This window comes from Pseudomonas sp. URIL14HWK12:I5 (assembly GCF_900176445.1).
In the GTDB taxonomy this organism is placed as follows: domain Bacteria; phylum Pseudomonadota; class Gammaproteobacteria; order Pseudomonadales; family Pseudomonadaceae; genus Aquipseudomonas; species Aquipseudomonas monteilii.
The window spans coordinates 151058-171554 of the sequence record NZ_FWXQ01000007.1; the positions used below are offsets into that span (position 1 = coordinate 151058).

Here is a 20497-nt window from a genome sequence, read left to right on the forward strand (position 1 = left end):
ATAGCGGTTACTGGGCTGCCTTGATCGCCGCCGCCAGTTTCTTCGCCGCATCGGCCGGGTCGGCCTTAGGGTCGTTGATGTAGTTGGTCACCACATCGAAGAACGCGCCCTGCACGGCCAGCGTGGTGGCCATGTTGTGCGCCATGCTAGGCTGCAGGCCGCCATTTTTGGCATCCGCCAGGAAGTCTTTGGCAGACGCCTGCGCACAGGCATCGAAGCCATACTTGCCCATGTCGGCGAGCATGTCGTTGCGCACCGGGATCGACCCCTTGTTGGTGCTGAAGACCTTCTGGAAGTCTTCACCCAGCACCTTGCGGGCAATGTCCTGCTGGCCGGCAGCCGTACCAGGGTTGTTCTGCTTGAACACCACCAGCGAGTCGATGTTGTAGAGGAAGGCTTTTTCGGTGCCGGGGAATGGCACGCACTGGTAATCCTTGCCAGCGGTTTTCTTCGCCAGGGTCCACTCACTCTTGGCCCAGTCACCCATGATCTGCATGCCGGCCTTGCCGTTGATGACCTTGGCCGCTTCCAGGTTCCAGTCCTGGCCTTTGCCGTCCGGGTCCATGTAGGTGGCGACCTTTTTCAGCTCGGTCAACGCCTTGACCATGTCCGGGCCGGTCAGCGTGGCGCTGTCGAGATCGACCATGGCCTTCTTGTAGCCTTCGGTGCCCATTACCGACAGCACCACGCTTTCGAACACGGTGCTGTCCTGCCACGGCTGGCCGCCATGGGCGAGCGGGATGAAGCCGGCAGCCTTGAGTTTGTCGGCGGCGGCGTAAAATTCGTCGAGTGTGGTGGGGGCCTTGTCGATACCGGCTTTCTTGAAGACTTCCGGGTTGATCCACAGCCAGTTGGTACGGTGGATATTTACCGGTACGGCGACGTAGTCACCGTCGTACTTCACAGTGTCGGCGACCTTCTGGTCGAGCAGTGTGTCCCACTGTTCGGCCTTGGCCACATCCTTGAGCACATCGCCATCGAGCAAGCCGGTGGCCGCCCAGTCCTGGATGTCAGGCCCTTTGATCTGCGCCACGCCTGGTGGGTTGCCGGCTACAGCGCGGCTCTTGAGCACGGTCATGGCTGTGGCACCGCCACCACCCGCGACGGCGCCATCTTTCCACGTAAAGCCGTCTTTTTCGACCTGGGCCTTGAGCACATCGGCAGCAGCTTTTTCACCACCCGAAGTCCACCAATGCACGACTTCGACGCTGCCTTTGGGTTCGGCAGCCTGGGCGCTGAGCGGGAGTAGAGAAGCCAGGGAGATTGCGGCAGCGAGCCGGAGCGTGGAATTCATCGGAGCACCTTTCTTGTTGTTATGCCGTGCAAGTCGAGCGCTTGCGTTGCTTGAAGTCTAAACAGCCTGCCCACCTCGCCAGGTAACGAAGCGATGCGTGAATGTCATCGTTTGGTTACATTGCCGGCACCTGCCACACACAGACTCACTCCATGCCACGCGGCAGATACAAGGTCACCCGCAAACCACCTTCCCTCAGGTTCAGCAGGCTCACCTCGCCCCCATGGCTGTGGGCGATGTTGCGGGCAATCCCCAGCCCCAACCCATAACCTTGCTGCTGCGCGGCCAGGCGGAAGTGCGGTTCGAACACCTGCTCCAGCTGCTGCTGCGGCACCCCCGGGCCCTGATCGTCCACCTGCAGCACAAACCCCTCGGCACTGTCGATGATGCGCAGCCGTGCCCGCTCGCCGTACTTGATGGCGTTGTCGATCAGGTTGCCAATGCAGCGGCGCAGCGCCAGCGGCTTGCCGGGGTATGGCGCCAGCGCGCGGCCTTCAACCGTGATACGGCCATCGCGCAGGTAGGGCTCGGCCAGGATTTCCAGCACCTGGTTGAGGTCCACCGGCTCGATGTTTTCGTGGATGTCGGTGTCTTTCACACACTGCAAGGCGCCTTTCACCAGCAGTTCCAGTTCATCCAGGTCCTGGCTGAACTTGGCCTGCAAGTGTTCGTCTTCCAGCAGTTCGACGCGCAGGCGCAGGCGCGTAATCGGGGTGCGCAGGTCATGGGAAATGGCGCTGAACAGCTGGCTGCGCTCCGTCAGGTAGCGGCTGATGCGCTCGCGCATGCTGTTGAACGCCCGGCCCACCTCGACCACCTCGCTGCCACCGCCTTCGGCCACCGGCGCCACATCGGCGCCCAGCGACATCTCCCGCGCGGCCCTCGCCAGGCGCTTGAGCGGCCAGCTTTGCCAGTGCACCAGCAAGCCGATGAACAGCAACAGCAAGGCCGTGGTGAGCACGATGAAGCCGATCTGCTGGCGAGGCAGGCGTTCGGCCTCAAGGCTGGTGTAGGGTTCGGGCAGCAGCGAGGCGATGTACAGCCACTCGCCCTCGCCCAGGCGGATCTGCGTGACCAGCACCGGCGGGTTGAGCGGTTCCAGGGTCAACGAGTAATGCGCCCAGGAACGTGGCAGCTCGTCGAGCTTCAGGCCGCTGTTGAAGATGCGCAGGTCATCGGGCCCGACGAATTCCACGGAAATGTCCATCTGCGAACCCAGGCGCTCATGCAGCACCTGCTGGAACACATCGATCACCGCCTGCTTGCGCGGGGTAACGGGCAGCACCGGCATATCCAGTGGTTTGGCATTGAGTGACACGAAAAAGCGTGTTCCCCCCATGCTGCGCAACTGGTCGAGCACCATGGGCCGGTAGGCCACCGGCAGCGAGCGGAAGTAACTGACACTGGCGCTCATCGAGTGGGCCAGGCTGCTGGCGCTGGCACGCAGGCCCTGCAACTGGCTGGCACGCAGCTGGGCCACCCAGATGATGCTCGACAGGCCCTGGGCCAGCAGCACCACCAACAGGGTCAGCAGCAGCATGCGCCCCAGCAGCGAACGCGGCAGCAAGCGCCAGCGCCGCTCAGGGCGCATTGCAGACATGCGTCGCCAGCAGGTAGCCGCTGCCGCGCACCGTGCGGATCAGCCGGGGTGGTTTTTCAGTATCGCGCAGGCGCTGACGCAGGCGGCTGACCGCCATGTCGACAATGCGGTCCAGCGGCATGGGCTCGCGGCCACGGGTGGCATTACCGATGGTGTCGCGGTCGAGAATCTGCTGCGGGTGGTCGAGGAACAGCTTGAGCAGGGCAAAGTCGGCGCCCGACAGCATCACCTCTTCACCGTCGCGATGGAACAGCCGGTGGCTGACCGTGTCCAGGCGCCAGTCATCGAAGGCCAGCACGGCATTGCCGGGTGCCGCCGTGCCGAATTCGGCGCGGCGCAGCAGGGCCTTGATTCGCGCTTGCAGTTCGCGAGGGCTGAAGGGTTTGCCCAAGTAGTCGTCGGCACCCAGCTCCAGGCCGATGACCCGGTCGGTTTCATCGGAGCTGGCCGTCAGCATGATGATCGGTACCCGCGCCTGGCGCGGGTGCTGGCGTACCCAGCGGCACAGGCTGAAGCCGTCTTCGTCGGGCAGCATGACATCGAGGATGACCAAGTCGTAGGGGGTGCTTTCCAGAGCGCGGCGAAAGCCTGCGCCGTCGGCTTCGGCATGCACCTGAAAGCCGGAGCGGCTCAGGTAGGTTTGCAACAGTTCGCGGATTTCCTGGTCGTCGTCGACCATCAGGATCGATTTGCCGGCAGTGCTCAAGGTGGTCCGTCCTCTTGTTGGTTACAGGTCTTGGTTGCCTGTTATTGGGGGCGCGAAGCGGCCCCCGTACACCTATCTCCGATCCAACGCTTGCTGCAAAGCCACCCCGGCCCCCAGCAACCCGGAAAACTCCGCCGTCACCAGCCACACCGGCACGCCAGCGAAGTAGCCGCTCATACAGCCCTTGTCAGCAAAACTCGCCGCAAACCCGCTACGCAGGAACAGCTCGGCAAAGCGCGGAATCACGCCACCCACAATATAAACCCCGCCTCGCGCGCCCAGCGTCAGCACATTGTTACCGGCCACACGCCCTAGGAACCGACAGAACTGCTCGACCACCGCCAGCGCACGCGGCTCGCCGCCCAGCGCAGCATCGGTAACCTGCGCCGGCGTCTCGTGTCTGGGTGTTTCGCCGTCCAGCGCGCAGATTGCCTGATACAGGCGCACCAGGCCGCCACCACTGAGTACGGTTTCGGCGCTGACATGGCCAATCTGGCCATGGATTTGCTGATGGATCGCCGCTTCACGGGCATTGCCAACCGGCAGGTCGACATGCCCACCCTCCCCCGGCAAGGCCTGCCAGTGCTGTTCACCAAGGCGCAACAGCGACCCCACGCCCAAGCCTGTGCCCGGCCCGATAACCAGCGCCGGCCGCGACGGGTCAGCCTGGCCTGGGCACACTTCTCGGAACTCGCCCTCGCGCAGGCGGGTCATGCCCAGCGCCATGGCCGTGAAATCGTTGATCAGCAACAGCCGCTCGACCTGCAAGGTCTTGCAGAAGGCCGCGCGGCTCAGGCGCCAGTGGTTGTTGGTGAAGCGAAATTCGTCGCCATCGACCGGCCCGGCCACTGCCAGGCACACCGCTGCCAGGCCGCCGCGGGCAATGCCCAGGCTTGCCAGATAGGCTTCGATGGCCTGCTCCGGGCTGGTGTAGTCCGCCGTGGCGAAGACTTTGACTTCATGCAGCTGGTTGTCACGCCACAACGCAAAACGAGCATTGGTGCCGCCGATGTCGCCAACCAGCAGGTCCTTCATTTGAGGTTCTCCAGGGCCGAGGTGAAGGCGCTTGCGCCCTGCTCTGCCGGGCTGAACGCCATGCGCATGAAGCCGAACAGCTCGCGCCCGCAACCCAGGTCGTTGCCCTGAGGCGCTGGCGGCAGGTCGCGGCTGGCCAGTTCTTCGGCCGATACCATCACCCGCAACGTGCCTTCGACACCGTCGACCCGCACGATATCACCATCGCGCACCCGCGCCAGCGGGCCGCCATCATAGGCTTCGGGGCATACGTGAATCGCCGCCGGGATCTTGCCCGAGGCACCGGACATGCGCCCGTCGGTGACCAGCGCCACCTTGAAGCCACGGTCCTGCAACACACCCAGGAATGGCGTGAGCTTGTGCAACTCGGGCATGCCGTTGCAACGCGGCCCCTGGAAACGCACCACAGCGACAAAATCACGCTCCAGTTCGCCGGCCTTGAACGCATCGGCCAACGACTGCTGATCGTGGAACACCCGTGCCGGGGCCTCGACCACCTGATGCTCGGGGGCCACGGCAGACACCTTCATCACGCCACGGCCCAGGTTGCCCTCCATCACCCGCAAGCCGCCTTCGGCCGAAAACGGTCGCGCCACCGGGCGCAGGATGGTTTCGTCCAGGCTCTGCTGTGGCCCTTCGCGCCAAACCAGCTTGCCGTTGTCGAGGAACGGTTCCTGGGTGTAGCGGCGCAGGCCATGGCCGGCCACGGTGTTGACGTCCTCGTGCAGCAGCCCTGCATCGAGCAGCTCGCGGATCAGGAAGGCCATGCCACCGGCGGCCTGGAAGTGGTTGATGTCGGCCTTGCCGTTGGGGTAGACGTGGGACAGGGTCGGCACCACTTCGGAGAGGTCGGCCATGTCCTGCCAGGTCAGCTGGATACCTGCCGCCTGGGCAATCGCCGGGATGTGCAAGGTGTGGTTGGTCGAGCCGCCCGTGGCGTGCAGGGCGACGATGGAGTTGACCAGCGCCTTCTCGTCGACGATTTCGCCCAGCGGCATGAAGCTGCCGCTGGCCTTGGTCATGCGCGTTACCTGCTGCGCGGCCTCGGCGGTAAGGGCATCGCGCAGCGGCGTGTACGGGTTGACGAACGAAGCACCCGGCAGGTGCAGGCCCATCACTTCCATCACCAACTGGTTGGTGTTGGCAGTGCCGTAGAAGGTGCAGGTGCCAGGGCTGTGGTACGAGTTCATCTCCGACTCCAGCAGCTCTTCGCGGCTGGCCTTGCCTTCCGCATAGCGCTGACGCACGTCGGCCTTCTGCTTGTTGGAGATGCCGGACACCATCGGCCCGCCGGGGACGAAGATGGTCGGCAGATGGCCGAAGCGCAGCGCCCCCATCATCAGGCCGGGGACGATCTTGTCGCAGATGCCCAGCATGAGCGCCGCGTCGAACATGTTGTGCGACAGCGCTACCGCAGTGGACATGGCGATGACTTCGCGGCTGGCGATGGCCAGTTCCATGCCTGGTTCGCCCTGGGTCACACCGTCGCACATGGCCGGCACGCCACCGGCAAACTGGCCGACCGAGCCAACCTCGCGCAGGGCCTGCTTGATTTGCTCGGGGAAGTGCAGGTACGGCTGGTGGGCAGACAACATGTCGTTGTAGGCCGAGACGATGGCCACGTTGGCCGCGTTCATCAGGCGCAGGGTCTGTTTGTCCTCGCTGCCGCAACCGGCCACGCCGTGGGCGAAGTTGGCGCACTGCAGGCTGGCGCGCATGGGGCCTTCACTGGCCGCACCGCGAATCAGCTGCAGGTAGCGTTCGCGGGTGGCACGGCTGCGTTCGACCAGCCGTTGGGTGACCTCAAGGATGCGCGGATGCATGTACTGGACTCCAGGCTAATTGTAAGGGCGGTTTACCAGGCATTTCCCCTCCAAACGATTGCGGCCTAGGCTCAAGGTAAGGAGCCCGCTGCATCGGTGGAGGCCCATCGCCCGACCACTCGTTGTATGTTTAAACAAAATACTGCCACTAAAAAGGCTTGTTTTCTATCTGCCAGTGAATAATCTTGTAATTCCAACAACAAAACCGTTTCAGTGAAGCTCCTTTTTGCCACAGGTTTCACTCGGACTGCCAGAGGTACTCCCATGACCCTACGCATCGCCATCAATGGATTCGGCCGCATCGGGCGCAACGTCCTGCGCGCACTGTATACCCAAGGCTACCGCCAGGACCTGCAGGTCGTCGCCATCAACGACCTGGGCGACAGCGCCATGAATGCCCACCTGCTCAAGTACGACAGCGTGCACGGCACCTTCGACGCCACCGTCGAGGCCGACCACGAGAGCCTGACGGTCAATGGTGACCGTATCGCGGTCAGTGCCATCCGCAACCCGGCCGAACTGCCATGGAAGGCCGAGGCGATCGACGTGGTGTTCGAATGCACCGGGCTGTTCACCGACCGTGCCAAGGCCGCTGCACACCTGGCCGCAGGGGCTGGCAAGGTGATTGTTTCGGCGCCGGCCAAGGGTGCCGATGCCACCGTGGTGTACGGGGTCAACCATGACATCCTGCGTGCTTCGCACCAGGTCATTTCCAACGCCTCCTGCACCACCAACTGCCTCGCGCCGATTGCCCAGGTGCTGCACCGCGAGTTCGGCATCGAGCAAGGCCTGATGACCACGATTCACGCCTACACCAACGACCAGGTGCTGACCGACGTGTACCACAGCGACCCGTACCGCGCGCGCTCGGCCACCCAGTCGATGATCCCGAGCAAGACCGGCGCCGCCGAAGCCGTAGGCCTGGTACTGCCGGAGCTGGCCGGCAAGCTGACCGGCATGGCGGTGCGGGTACCGGTGATCAACGTGTCGCTGGTGGACCTCACCGTCAACCTCAAGCGAGAGGCCACGGCCGAGCAGGTCAACCAGCTGTTCCTTGAAGCCAGCAAGCATTCCAGGGTATTGGGCTACAACGCCTTGCCGTTGGTTTCCTGCGATTTCAATCACAACCCGCTGTCGTCCATTTTCGATGCCAACCATACCCGGGCCAACGGGCGTATGCTCAAGGTGCTGGCCTGGTATGACAATGAATGGGGGTTCAGCAACCGGATGCTGGATAACTGCCTGGCGTTGTGCCGGGCCGGGTGAGTATGGCGTGACATTTCTGGCGCCTATGAGATCGAGCGCCGCCCGCGCGGAGCTCGATCTCATAGGCGCTGAAACTGCTGTGGCAAGCACAAACATACCCCCGCCACTCACAATCTTTACCTTTTCCTAACACTTCCACACTTGACCTTCGGCATAGATGATAAGCATTATCATTATCCTTTCGTCGACCAGGTCCCCCCGTGAGTCAGTCCCGGTTCAACTCCGTCTTCCTCGTCCAGCGCCTTACCCTGCTGCGCACGCTGCAACGCATGGTCACTAACCCCAGCACGGCCGAAGACCTGCTGCAGGAAACCTACCTGCGGGTGTCCCGTGCCTTGGGCGAGCGGCCCATCGAGCATATCGAGCCGTTCGTGTTCCAGACCGCGCGCAACCTGGCACTGGACCATCTGCGCGCACGCCGGGTGCAGGCACGGATGCTGGTCGACGACGTGCCCGACGAGGTCCTGCACAGTGTGGCTGCCCCCGCCACCAGCAGCGAGGACGCCGCCCATGCCGAGCAACTGCTCAAGCAACTCAGCATCAGCCTCAACCAGCTGAGCGAGCGCCAGCAGCGCATCTTCATCCTCAGCCGGCTGCATGGCGCCACCTACCTGGAAATCGCCGAACAGCTGAATGTGTCGCCCAGCACGGTGCAGAAGGAGCTGAAACTGATCATGGCGATCTGCATGGGTGTCGCCGACCGCCTCAAGTGAGCCGACCGCTGCCCGGCGGTTACGCAAAGCCCTTGCCACACCCCACCTTAGCCTTGATCATTCGCGAAAAACCATTCAAGGATTTCCCGTGACCGACAGCCCCGCCCCTCGCCCGTCACCCGCCGGGCCCAGCGCCCGTGCTCGTGCCATGGACGAGGCGCTGGACTGGCTGGTGCGCCTGCAATGTGCCGATGCCGCAGATACCCAGGCTTTCGAAGCCTGGCTGAGCGCGGCTCCCGAAAACGCCGAGGCCTATGTCGAGGCAGAAGCGCTGTGGAACGGTGCCCCACTGCACCACGCAGCCGCGCAGATGCACCAGCAGCAGCGCCGCTCATGGCGCGGGCGCCTGCGCAGCCACTGGAAACCCCTGGCCACTGCGGCTGTGCTGCTGGTCGGGCTGTTCACCGTCGGTAACCTGCCCATGCGCCTGCAGGCTGACCACCTGACCGTGGTGGGCGAGCGCCAGCGCCTGCAGCTGGAAGACGGCGCAAAAGTGCTGCTCAACACCAATTCGGCCTTTGCCAGCGACCGCCGCGACGGCCGGCAGATCGCCCGCCTGCTGCAAGGCGAGGCCTACTTCCAGGTACCCGAGGATGCGCTGCTGCCGCTGGAGGTAGAAGCCGGGCCGTTGCGTGCCCAAGTACGCGACACCGACTTTGCCGTGCGCTACCTGGACGGCGAGGCTCAAGTGCGGGTGCAACGCGGCGATGTCGACCTGCAGGGGGCACGCGACCAGCGCATCCGCCTGAGTGCTGGCGACAGCATCAGCGTCGGCCCGCAGGGCTTTGGCCAGCGCCAACGCGCCGACATGCAAAAAGACCTGGCCTGGGTCGATGGCCGCCTGGTGTTCGAGAACTGCCCCTTGAGCCAGGTGCTGGCCGAAGTACGGCGCTACTACCCCGGCTGGATCATCAACCGCAATGCTCAACTGAAAGACGTGGCAGTCACCGGCAACTACCGCCTCGACCAGCCGCTGGAAACCCTGCGCGCGTTGGCCCACATCACCTCGGCACAGCTGCATGAGTACCCGGCGTTGGTCATTCTGAACTGACCCGAAAATTATTTTTACGCAATCGCGCTACCCCACCCGTCTCGTTATAGCCAATGCAACTGATTCTTGTTTGAAAACGAGAACAGCCATCACCTATAACAGCCCGCGCGTCTGGGAGCGCTTCCGATGTCCACTGGTCCTACCCGCTCGTCCACCCTTCCCCGTCGTACGGGGCAACTGTCCCTGTTGACCTTGGCTCTGCTCGCCAGCGGTGCCTGCAGCCTGCCAGCGCTGGCCGCCGAACCGGCCCAGGCCAGCAGCCCGCGCATGGGCGACTATCGCTTCAGCATCGGCCAGCAGCCGCTGGTGTCGGCAATCAACGCCTTCAGCCAGGTCACCCGCTGGCAGGTCGGCTTCAGCGCCGAACTGGCCGACGGCGTGGCTTCGCCGGGCGTGCAGGGCTCGCTGCCGCCAGAGGCCGCTCTCAAGCGCCTGCTGCAGGGTACCGGCCTGAGCTTTCGCAAGATCAGCAACGGCAACGTGGTGCTCGAACGCCAGGCGAGCGGCAATGTGATCGCGCTGCAGCAGGTGACCGTCAGCGCCACCCGCAGCGCCCAGGATGTCAGCCAGGTGCCGAGCACCGTCAGCGTGCAGACCCGCGAGCAACTGGACCGCCAGAACGTCAACAACATCCAGGACCTGGTGCGCTACGAGCCGGGCGTATCGGTGGCCGGTACCGGCCAGCGCAGCGGCCTGAACGGCTACAACATCCGCGGTATCGACGGCGAGCGCATCCTCACCCAGGTCGACGGCGTGTCGATCCCCGACAGCTTCTTCTACGGCCCCTACGCCCAGACCCAGCGCAACTACGTCGACCCGGAAATCGTCAAGCGCGTGGAAATCCTGCGTGGCCCGGCCTCGGTGCTGTACGGCAGCAACGCCATCGGCGGCGCGGTAAGCTACTTCACCCTCGACCCGGACGACATCGTCAAGCCTGGCAAGGACGTAGGCGCCCGCCTGAAGACCGGCTACAGCTCGGCCGACGAAAGCTGGCTGACCTCTGCCACCGTCGCCGGCCGCGAGGGCGACTTCGATGGCCTGCTGCACCTGAGCCAGCGCAACGGCCACGAGACCGAAACCCACGGCAGCCAAAGCGGTGACGGCCTGTCGCGCACCGAAGCCAACCCGATGGATGTACGCACCACCAACGTGCTGGCCAAACTGGGCTGGAACTACGCCGACGACGCACGCCTGGGCGTGACCTACGAGCGCTACAAGGATGACCGCGACCAGAACATCCTCAGCGCAGTGGGCGGGCCGTTCATTCCCGGTTTTGGCGGCATGGGCTACTACAAGGCGCGTAATGGCAACGACACCATCACCCGCGAGCGCTTCGGCATCAATCACGAATTCGGCCTGGACTCGGTGGTCGCCGACCAAGTGAAGTGGAGCCTGAACTACCAGATCGCCAAGACCGACCAGCACACAGAGGAAGTCTACGCACCGCCTGGCCGCCAGGTTCTGCGTACCCGCGACACCACCTACAAGGACCGTCAGTGGGTGTTCGATGCCCAGCTCGACAAGGCCTTCAGCATCGGCGCCACCGACCACCTGCTGACCTACGGCACCACGCTCAAGCATGAGAAGGTCACCGGATCGCGCAGTGGCACCGGCACCTGCCTGACCATTGGCTCCGGTTGCACCACCATCGGCGCCGACCGTCCGGCAGACGGCCAGGCGCTGGTCAGCGACTTCCCGGACCCGACCGTGAACACCTACAGCCTGTTCGTGCAGGACGAAATCCGCTGGAACAACTGGACCTTCATGCCAGGCGCGCGCTACGACTACACGCGCATGGCGCCCAAGTTCACCGAAGAATTCCTGCGTGGTCTGGCATCCACCGGTACCGCCCCAACATCCCAGGACGATTCGGACAAGAAGTGGCACCGCGTCTCGCCCAAGTTCGGCCTGACCTACGCCTTCAACGACAACTACACCTGGTACGGCCAATACGCCGAAGGCTTCCGCACGCCGACGGCCAAAGCCATGTATGGTCGCTTTGAAAACATCGAGCAAGGTTACCGTGTAGAGGGCAACCCGAACCTCGAACCGGAGAAGAGCAAAAGCTACGAAACCGGCCTGCGCGGCAACTTCGACGCCGGCAACTTCGACGTGGCGGTGTTCTACAACAAGTACCGCGACTTCATCGACGAAGACGCCGTGCAAAGCGCCAACCTGGAACAAACCTTCCAGGCCAACAACATCAAGCACGCCACCATCAAGGGTGCCGAGGTCAAGGGCCGCCTGAACCTCGACCACTTCGGTGCGCCGCCAGGTCTGTATACCCAGGGCTCGATTGCCTACACCTACGGCCGCAACGATGACACCGGAGAACCGCTGAACAGCGTAAACCCACTGAAAGGCGTGTTTGGCCTGGGTTACGAGCAGCAAAACTACGGTGGCCTGCTGAGCTGGACACTGGTCAAGCGCAAGACCCGCGTCGACGACAGCACCTTCTATTCGCCTGACGGCTCGACCTCGAAGTTCCGTACACCGGGCTACGGCGTGCTGGACCTGACCGGCTACTACAAGGTGACCGACGACGTCACCATCAACGCCGGCCTGTACAACCTGACCGACAAGAAATACTGGCAGTGGGATTCGGTACGCAGCTACGACGGCCAGGGTGAAGCGGCTGTGACCCAGCCCGCCAACATCGACCGCCTGACCATGCCGGGGCGCAACTTCGGTATCAATGTGGTTTGGGATATCTGATTCCCTCCGCCTGGACCGGCCTCTTCGCGAGCACGCCCGCGAAGAGGCCGGTCCAGGCAACACTAATACCCAGTTTTTTTACTGTCCCGCCCCCGCTGCTTCGTCTTGTATCTAGACGCCCCTTTTTCCAAGGACTGCCCCCATGACCGAACGCCCAGCCCTGCGCTCCCAGCGCCTGAACCAGATCACCCACGCCCCGCACGCCGAACTGGATGCCCTGGTCAAATCCCACGCGCCCTTCGACAGTCGCGAAAGCTTTGCCCGCTTCGTCGTTGCCCAATACCTGTTCCAGTCTGAATTGCAGGCCCTGTACAACGACCCGCAACTGATCGCCATCGTCCCGGACCTGGCCGAGCGCTGCCGCGCCGATCAGGCCCGCCGGGACCTCGCCGACCTCGACACCGAAGTACCGGCAGCCGTGCCGGGCGCCCTGGGCAAACCGAGCCTGGGTGAGGCAATGGGCTGGATCTTCGTCTCCGAAGGCTCCAAACTGGGCGCTGCGTTTCTGATCAAGCGTGCCGTGGCCCTGGAACTGTCCGACAGCTTCGGTGCCCGCCACCTGGGCGAACCGGCCGGTGGCCGTGCCGAAGGCTGGAAGCAGTTCACCCGCATCCTCGATGGCCTGGCATTGTCGGCCGAAGAGGAAGCCGCTGCCGAACGCGGCGCAGTTGCCGCCTTCGAACGCTTCACCGAGCTGCTCAAGCACGCCTATGCTGCTGATGCCGCGCTGGTTTGATACGCCGTAGCCGGCCACCCTTCCGGTGGCCGCACCGTTTTATGCAGTGAGACCATGACCCGACCCGCCCGCTCCAAACTCGCCCGCCTGCTGTATGGAATACTGGCTTACGTGAGCCTGGGCGTGGGCCTTGTCGCCATCGTGATTCCTGGCTTGCCGACCACCGAGTTCATCCTGCTGGCCGCCTGGGCTGCTACGCGCAGCTCACCGCGCCTTTCAGCCTGGCTGGAAAACCACCGGTTGTTCGGGCCAATCCTTTACAACTGGCGCAATGGCAAGGTGATCCAGCGCCGGGCCAAGGTAAGCGCGACCGTCAGCATGCTGCTGTGTGCTGGCCTGATGCTGACCTTTCTCGAACACCGCTGGCCGGTGTTCCTGGCCGTCGCCGGCATGACCCTGGGCAACCTGTGGATCTGGTCGCGCCCGGAGCATGCCTGCCCTGCCCCGTCACAAGCTCAGCAGCCCTGAATACAAGGCGTAGGCCGCCAGCGCAGCACCCACAAGCACGGCAGCAAAAATCAGTTTTTCCCAGGTGGTGAACAAGGTCTGCCCCTGCTCATGCTTGGCCCTGGCGAACAGGACCACACCGGGTGCGTACAACAGCGCAGAAAGTAGCAGGTACTTCAGCCCCCCCGCGTACAGCAGCCAAACGGCATACAGCAGGGCAACCAGCGCCACCAGCAGGTCCTTGCGGCGCAGGCCCGGTTGCCCGGCGTAGGTTTCCCCACGCACCGCCAGCAGCACGGCATAAGCCGCCGACCACAGGTAGGGCACCAGTATCATCGAAGAAGCCAGGTAGATCAGGCTGGTGTACGTACCGGCCGAGAAAAGCGTGATCAACAGGAAGCCCTGGATCATGCAGTTGGTCAGCCACAGGGCGTTGGCCGGCACATGGTTGGCGTTTTCCCTGGCCAGAAAGCGCGGCATGGTCTTGTCCCGCGCCGTGGCGTACAGAATCTCGGCGCACAGCAGCGCCCAGGACAGCAAGGCACCGAGCAGAGAGACCGCCAGCCCGAGGCTGATCAGCAACGCGCCCCAAGGGCCGACAATGTGCTCCAGCACCGAGGCCAGTGAGGGGTTCTGCAGCCCGGCCAGTTCCGGCTGGGTCATCACCCCCAGCGACAACACGTTGACCAGCACCAGCAACGCCAGCACACCGAGAAAACCGATGACCGTAGCCTTACCCACGTCCGAACGGCGCTCGGCTCGCCCGGAATACACGCTGGCCCCCTCGATACCGATGAACACGAACACGGTCACCAGCATCATGTTGCGCACCTGCTCCAGCACGCTGCCGAACTGCGGGTTGCTCATGCCCCAGATATCCCGGGTGAAGATATCGGCGCGGAAGGCAAACGCGGCAATCACCACGAACATCAGCAATGGCACCACCTTGGCCACGGTGGTCACCTGGTTGATGAACGCTGCCTCCTTGATGCCGCGCAGCACCAGGAAATGCACCGCCCACAGCAGCAGCGAGGCACAGCCGATGGCGATTGGCGTGTTGCCTTCGCCAAACACCGGAAAGTAAAAGCCCAGGGTGCTGAACAGCAGTACGAAGTAACCGACGTTACCCAGCCAGGCGCTGATCCAGTAACCCCAGGCCGAGGAGAAGCCCATGTATTCACCGAAGCCCGCCTTGGCGTAGGCGTACACCCCCGAATCGAGCTCCGGCTTGCGGTTGGCCAGGGTCTGGAACACGAATGCCAGCGCCAGCATGCCGACAGCGGTGATGCCCCAGCCGATCAAAACCGCCCCTACATCGGCACGCGCCGCCATGTTCTGCGGCAGCGAGAAGATCCCGCCACCAATCATCGAGCCAACCACCAGCGCGATCAGCGCGCCCAGGCGCAGCTTCTGTCCCGGTTCGCTCATGAGCCTCCCTTTTTTATGCACTGTCACGCATTTGAAACAGCGTTGCGGGCCATATAAACGCTGATACTTATAATGAAGCATGGCATTGAAGCTATAGCACTCATAACGGCTTTGTCTATGCACCTGCCCTGTAAAAACTAGCAGCTGCGCGGCAACTAGAAAAGAAACTGATAAAACTCGAAATTCTTGTGAAAAATTTGCGAAAGCGGCAAAAGCGGCTAGCTTCAAGCATCGCAGGCTGAACAGAGCGTTTGCTCTAGAACGACATGGAGGTGCCAGCGCGCAAGGCTTGCAGCTTAAGCTGCCGGCACTCTCCAGGAGCACCCGTGAAGGAAATTTCCTACCTTCACGTAGCCATAAACTGACGCAAGTCAGCGTACGGCAAAGGCGTCAGATTTATGCTGATGTCAACTTTCTCCTGGCAGGAGTTGTTAAATGTCTGATTCATCTGGAAAACTAAAGCTCGGCGCGTTAGTTGCACTCGTCGTCGGTTCGATGATTGGCGGCGGTATCTTCTCGCTGCCGCAAAACATGGCCGCCAGCGCGGGCGTTGGTGCGGTATTGATTGGCTGGGGCATCACCGCCATCGGCATGCTGACCCTGGCCTTCGTGTTCCAGACCCTGGCTAACCGCAAGCCTGACCTGGATGGCGGGGTGTATGCCTACGCCAAGGCCGGTTTCGGCGACTACATGGGCTTTTCCTCCGCCTGGGGCTACTGGATCAGTGCCTGGCTGGGCAACGTCGGCTACTTCGTGTTGCTGTTCAGTACCTTGGGGTACTTCTTCCCGATTTTCGGTGAAGGCAACACGCCGGCCGCCATCATTGGCGCATCGATCCTGTTGTGGGCGGTGCACTTCCTGGTGCTGCGCGGCATCAAGGAAGCAGCGTTCATCAACCTGGTCACCACCGTGGCCAAAGTGGTGCCGCTGGTGCTGTTCGCACTGATCTGCCTGTTCGCCTTCAGGCTCGACATCTTCAGCGCCGATATCTGGGCCGTAGGCACACCAGAGCTTGGCAGCGTGATGAACCAGGTGCGCAACATGATGCTGGTCACCGTGTGGGTGTTCATCGGCATCGAGGGTGCGAGCATCTTCTCGTCCCGGGCGGAAAAACGCTCTGACGTGGGCAAGGCCACGGTCATCGGCTTCGTCACCGTGTTGCTGTTCCTGGTGCTGGTCAACGTGCTGTCGCTGGGCATCATGACCCAACCCGAACTGGCCAAGCTGCAGAACCCGTCGATGGCGGCCGTGCTGGAACATGTGGTCGGCCACTGGGGTGCGGTGCTGATCAGCGTCGGCCTGATCATCTCGCTGCTGGGGGCCCTGCTGTCTTGGGTGCTGCTGTGCGCCGAGATCATGTTCGCCGCCGCCAAGGACCACACCATGCCGGAGTTCCTGCGCCGCGAAAACGCCAACCAGGTGCCGGCCAACGCCCTGTGGCTGACCAACGCCATGGTGCAGATCTTCCTGGTGATCACGCTGTTCTCAAACAGCACCTACCTGTCGCTGATCTACCTCGCCACCTCGATGATCCTGGTGCCTTACCTGTGGTCGGCGGCCTACGCCTTCTTGCTGGCACTGCGCAGCGAAACCTACGAACAAGCCCTGGCCGAACGCAAGAAAGACCTGATCATCGGCGGTATCGCCCTGTTGTACGCCATCTGGCTGCTGTACGCCGGCGGCGTGAAATACCTACTGCTCTCGGCCCTGCTCTACGCACCTGGCGCCATCCTGTTCGCCAAGGCCAAGCGTGAGGTAGGCCAACCTGTCTTCACCAACGTGGAAAAACTGATCTTCGCAGCCGTGGTCATCGGCGCCCTGGTGGCAGCCTTCGGCCTGTACGACGGCTTCCTGACCCTTTGACCCACGTCTTCGTCCAATTGGAGGAATGAAACCATGTCCGCTGAAAAACAGAAGTACGGTGTCCACTCCGAAGCCGGCAAACTGCGCAAAGTGATGGTTTGCGCCCCGGGCCTGGCGCACAAGCGCCTGACGCCGAGCAACTGTGATGAACTGCTGTTCGACGATGTGATCTGGGTAGACCAGGCCAAGCGTGACCATTTCGACTTCGTCACCAAGATGCGCGAGCGCGGCGTAGATGTGCTGGAAATGCACAACCTGCTGACCGACATCGTCCAGCAACCCGAAGCACTGAAGTGGATCCTCGACCGCAAGATCACTCCCGACACCGTGGGTGTGGGCCTGACCAACGAAGTGCGCAGCTGGCTCGAAGGCCTTGATCCTCGCCACCTGGCCGAATTCCTGATCGGTGGCGTGGCGGGCCAGGACCTGCCACAAAGCGAAGGCGCCGACGTGGTCAAGATGTACAACGACTACCTGGGCCATTCCAGCTTCATCCTGCCGCCGTTGCCCAACACCCAGTTCACCCGCGACACCACCTGCTGGATCTACGGTGGCGTGACGCTGAACCCGATGTACTGGCCGGCGCGACGTCAGGAAACCCTGCTGACCACAGCCATCTACAAGTTCCACAAGGAGTTCACCGGCGCCGACTTCCAGGTGTGGTATGGCGACCCGGACAAAGACCACGGCAATGCCACCCTCGAAGGCGGTGACGTGATGCCGATCGGCAATGGCATCGTGCTCATCGGCATGGGCGAGCGCACCTCGCGCCAGGCCATCGGCCAGTTGGCGCAGAACCTGTTCGCCAAGGGCGCCGTCAAGGAAGTGATCGTCGCCGGCCTGCCGAAGTCGCGCGCCGCCATGCACCTGGACACCGTGTTCAGCTTCTGCGACAGCGACCTGGTCACGGTCTTCCCGGAAGTGGTGAAAGAGATCGTGCCGTTCATCATCCGCCCGGACGAAGGCAAGCCGTACGGCATGGACGTTCGCCGCATCAACAAGTCGTTCATCGAAGTGGTGGGCGAGCAACTGGGGGTCAAGCTGCGCGTGGTCGAGACCGGCGGCAACAGCTTCGCCGCCGAGCGCGAACAGTGGGATGACGGCAACAACGTGGTGGCCATCGAGCCGGGTGTGGTCATCGGCTACGACCGTAACACCTACACCAATACCCTGCTGCGCAAGGCGGGCATCGAGGTCATCACCATCAGCGCCGGCGAACTGGGCCGGGGCCGTGGCGGCGGCCACTGCATGACCTGCCCAATTGTGCGCGACCCTATCGATTACTAACGCCCATTACCCCCGGCCGCCCTCACAAAGCGGCGGCCGGTGCGTTCACCAAACTCAAGGAGAAAAGTCATGGCGTTCAACATTCACAACCGCAACCTGCTCAGCCTGGAACACCACACCACGCGCGAGTTGCGCTACCTGCTGGACCTGTCCCGCGACCTGAAGCGCGCCAAGTACACCGGCACCGAGCAGCAGCACCTGAAGGGCAACAACATCGCCCTGATCTTCGAAAAAACCTCCACCCGTACCCGCTGCGCGTTCGAAGTGGCGGCCTATGACCAAGGCGCCAACGTCACCTACATCGACCCCAATTCCTCGCAGATTGGCCACAAAGAGAGCATGAAAGACACCGCCCGCGTGCTCGGGCGCATGTACGATGCCATCGAGTACCGTGGCTTCAAGCAGGAAATCGTCGAAGAGCTGGCCAAGTTTGCCGGCGTGCCGGTGTTCAACGGCCTGACTGACGAATATCACCCAACGCAAATGATCGCCGACGTGCTGACCATGCGTGAGCACAGCGACAAGCCGCTGCATGACATCAGCTACGCCTACCTGGGCGATGCCCGCAACAACATGGGCAACTCACTGCTGCTGATCGGTGCCAAGCTTGGCATGGATGTACGCATCGCCGCACCCAAGGCGCTGTGGCCGCATGATGACCTGGTCGAGCGTTGCAAGAAGTACGCTGAAGAAAGTGGCGCCCGCATCACCCTCACCGAAGACCCGGTTGCTGCGGTCAAGGGTGTGGACTTCGTGCACACCGACGTGTGGGTGTCGATGGGCGAGCCGATCGAGGCGTGGGGCGAGCGCATCAAGCAGCTCAAGCCTTATCAGGTGAATGCGCAGCTGATGAAGTCCACTGGCAACCCGCGGACCAAGTTCATGCACTGCCTGCCGGCGTTCCACAACTCCGAAACCAAGGTAGGCAAGCAGATCGCCGAACAGTACCCGGACCTGGCCAACGGCATCGAAGTGACCGACGACGTGTTCGAGTCGCCGGCCTGCATCGCCTTCGAGCAGGCGGAAAACCGCATGCACACGATCAAGGCGATCCTGGTGTCGACCCTGGCTGACCTCTGACAACCACCTCGTTCCTGTGGGGGCTGGCTTGCCAGCGCCTGCAGGATCGAGGCGCTACCTCATCCGCAAAGGACATTCCCCATGCGTATCGTTGTTGCATTGGGCGGCAACGCCCTGCTGCGTCGCGGCGAGCCCATGACCGCTGAGAACCAGCGCGCCAATATCCGCACCGCCACCGAACAGATCGCCAAGATCCACCCTGGCAACGAGCTGGTCATTGCCCACGGCAACGGCCCGCAGGTTGGCCTGCTGTCACTTCAGGCACTGTCCTACAAACCCGACGAGGCCTACCCGCTGGACGTGCTGGGCGCTGAAACCGAGGGCATGATCGGCTACATGATCGAGCAGGAACTGGGCAACCTGCTGGACTTCGAAGTGCCATTCGCCACCCTGCTGACCCAGGTGGAAGTGGACGCCAATGACCCCGCCTTCAAAGACCCCACCAAGTTCATCGGCCCGGTCTACAGCAAGGACGAAGCCGAACGGCTGGCCAAGGAAAAGGGCTGGGTGGTGAAGGCTGACGGCGACAAGTACCGCCGCGTGGTGGCCAGCCCCAAACCCAAGCGCATCTTCGAAATCCGCCCGATCAAGTGGCTGCTGGAAAAGAGCAGCATCGTGATTTGCGCAGGCGGTGGTGGTATCCCCACCATGTACGATGAAAACCGCAAGCTCAAGGGCATCGAGGCGGTGATCGACAAGGACCTGTGCTCGGCTTTGCTGGCCGAGCAACTGGATGCCGACCTTCTGATAATCGCCACTGACGTCGATGCGGCGTACATTGACTGGGGCAAGCCTACGCAAAAAGCCATCGCCCAGGCACATCCTGACGAACTCGAACGGCTTGGCTTCGCTGCCGGCTCCATGGGGCCAAAGGTGCAGGCTGCCAGTGACTTCGCCCGCAATACCGGCAAAGTGGCGGTGATCAGTTCGCTCGAGAACATCGAAGACATCGTCAAAGGCACTGCCGGCACTCGGGTCTCCACCGCGAAGCCGGGGATCAGCTACCGTTGAATGCAGTGGGCGGGCGCCCGGCGCCCGCCATTTTCGACCTTCCAGAGGAGATAGCCATGGCCCAGTACCACCCCGGTCATGTACACATCGAGCGCACTGCGCTGAACGCGGCAGACCACAGCTACGACCTGAACATCGAGTACGAGGCAGTGTCTGACCCCAAGGAAGGCAGAGGCATTCAGTTCCATATGCATGGCAGCATCGAAGGCAAAACGGTGGAAGAAAAGTTCTTCCTCGCCAAGGACCAGGTGTTGCCCAGCTTTCTCATGCAACTGACCCGCAAGGCCCAGTCGTATCTGGCGCCGCCGAAGAAGTTCGAGACCCTGAGTTCGCCGCACAAGCTCTATGACTACATGTTCGCCGACATTCGCGAAAAACTCGATGTGAAATCGGGCGATCCGATCAAGCCTGAACATCTGGAGTGATTTCAAGAACCGGGGCC

17 protein-coding genes are annotated in these 20497 nt (G+C 62.7%); 11 read left to right on the top strand and 6 right to left on the bottom strand.

Going from position 1 to position 20497, the window contains the following annotated elements:
• Positions 1-7 precede the first annotated feature (7 nt).
• The 5 genes from B9A31_RS17430 to edd form a co-directional block, all read right to left on the bottom strand.
• Positions 8-1294 (bottom strand): ABC transporter substrate-binding protein, encoded by a 1287-nt coding sequence (locus B9A31_RS17430; RefSeq protein WP_025753765.1) that lies wholly within the window; start codon positions 1292-1294, stop codon positions 8-10.
• Positions 1295-1439: 145 nt separating this feature from the next.
• The gene (locus B9A31_RS17435) at positions 1440-2894 is read right to left on the bottom strand and encodes an ATP-binding protein (RefSeq protein ID WP_025753766.1); all 1455 of its coding nucleotides are present in this window, start codon (positions 2892-2894) and stop codon (positions 1440-1442) included.
• Positions 2875-3600, bottom strand: coding sequence for a two-component system response regulator GltR (gltR, locus tag B9A31_RS17440; protein WP_084297174.1), 726 nt, complete (start codon positions 3598-3600; stop codon positions 2875-2877). Before gltR ends, B9A31_RS17435 begins: the two co-directional genes overlap by 20 nt.
• 72 nt (positions 3601-3672) lie before the next feature.
• Positions 3673-4635: a glucokinase gene (locus B9A31_RS17445; protein WP_027609552.1), complete on the bottom strand. Its 963-nt coding sequence runs from the start codon at positions 4633-4635 to the stop codon at positions 3673-3675.
• Complete coding sequence (gene edd, locus B9A31_RS17450) at positions 4632-6458, bottom strand: phosphogluconate dehydratase (protein WP_016713092.1); 1827 nt, start codon at positions 6456-6458, stop codon at positions 4632-4634. Before edd ends, B9A31_RS17445 begins: the two co-directional genes overlap by 4 nt.
• A 264-nt stretch (positions 6459-6722) precedes the next feature.
• Between edd and gap the strand changes: the two genes are divergently transcribed.
• From gap to B9A31_RS17480, 6 genes are all read left to right on the top strand, one after another.
• Entirely contained in the window at positions 6723-7724 is a 1002-nt protein-coding gene (gene gap, locus B9A31_RS17455; protein ID WP_027609551.1) for a type I glyceraldehyde-3-phosphate dehydrogenase, read from the top strand.
• Between the two features lie 200 nt (positions 7725-7924).
• Positions 7925-8437 (top strand): RNA polymerase sigma factor, encoded by a 513-nt coding sequence (locus B9A31_RS17460; protein WP_084297175.1) that lies wholly within the window; start codon positions 7925-7927, stop codon positions 8435-8437.
• A gap of 88 nt (positions 8438-8525) precedes the next feature.
• Positions 8526-9488, top strand: coding sequence for a FecR family protein (locus B9A31_RS17465; protein WP_025753768.1), 963 nt, complete (start codon positions 8526-8528; stop codon positions 9486-9488).
• Positions 9489-9614: 126 nt separating this feature from the next.
• Positions 9615-12203 (top strand): TonB-dependent receptor, encoded by a 2589-nt coding sequence (locus B9A31_RS17470; protein WP_084297176.1) that lies wholly within the window; start codon positions 9615-9617, stop codon positions 12201-12203.
• A gap of 142 nt (positions 12204-12345) precedes the next feature.
• Positions 12346-12939, top strand: a complete 594-nt coding sequence (locus tag B9A31_RS17475) for a biliverdin-producing heme oxygenase (protein ID WP_019098205.1) — start codon at positions 12346-12348, stop codon at positions 12937-12939.
• A 54-nt stretch (positions 12940-12993) separates the two neighbouring features.
• Positions 12994-13407 carry a YbaN family protein gene (locus tag B9A31_RS17480; RefSeq protein ID WP_019098204.1) on the top strand — a complete coding sequence of 138 codons (414 nt, stop codon included), beginning with the start codon at positions 12994-12996 and terminating at the stop codon, positions 13405-13407.
• Here the strand turns inward: B9A31_RS17480 and arcD (B9A31_RS17485) are convergent.
• The gene (gene arcD, locus B9A31_RS17485) at positions 13387-14814 is read right to left on the bottom strand and encodes an arginine-ornithine antiporter (RefSeq protein ID WP_027609549.1); all 1428 of its coding nucleotides are present in this window, start codon (positions 14812-14814) and stop codon (positions 13387-13389) included. The two genes, B9A31_RS17480 and arcD (B9A31_RS17485), sit on opposite strands and share 21 nt — an antisense overlap.
• Positions 14815-15249: 435 nt before the next feature.
• Here arcD (B9A31_RS17485) and arcD (B9A31_RS17490) point away from each other — a divergent pair, with 435 nt between their 5' ends.
• The 5 genes from arcD (B9A31_RS17490) (at position 15250) to B9A31_RS17510 (ending at position 20480) form a co-directional block, all read left to right on the top strand.
• Positions 15250-16677: an arginine-ornithine antiporter gene (gene arcD, locus B9A31_RS17490; protein WP_019098202.1), complete on the top strand. Its 1428-nt coding sequence runs from the start codon at positions 15250-15252 to the stop codon at positions 16675-16677.
• Between the two features lie 33 nt (positions 16678-16710).
• Positions 16711-17964: an arginine deiminase gene (gene arcA, locus B9A31_RS17495; RefSeq protein ID WP_025753771.1), complete on the top strand. Its 1254-nt coding sequence runs from the start codon at positions 16711-16713 to the stop codon at positions 17962-17964.
• 69 nt (positions 17965-18033) lie between these two features.
• Entirely contained in the window at positions 18034-19044 is a 1011-nt protein-coding gene (locus tag B9A31_RS17500) for an ornithine carbamoyltransferase (RefSeq protein WP_016713102.1), read from the top strand.
• An 81-nt stretch (positions 19045-19125) separates the two neighbouring features.
• Entirely contained in the window at positions 19126-20055 is a 930-nt protein-coding gene (arcC, locus tag B9A31_RS17505) for a carbamate kinase (RefSeq protein ID WP_019098200.1), read from the top strand.
• A 56-nt stretch (positions 20056-20111) separates the two neighbouring features.
• Positions 20112-20480, top strand: a complete 369-nt coding sequence (locus B9A31_RS17510; protein ID WP_016713104.1) for a DUF5064 family protein — start codon at positions 20112-20114, stop codon at positions 20478-20480.
• The last annotated feature ends 17 nt before the right edge of the window (positions 20481-20497 follow it).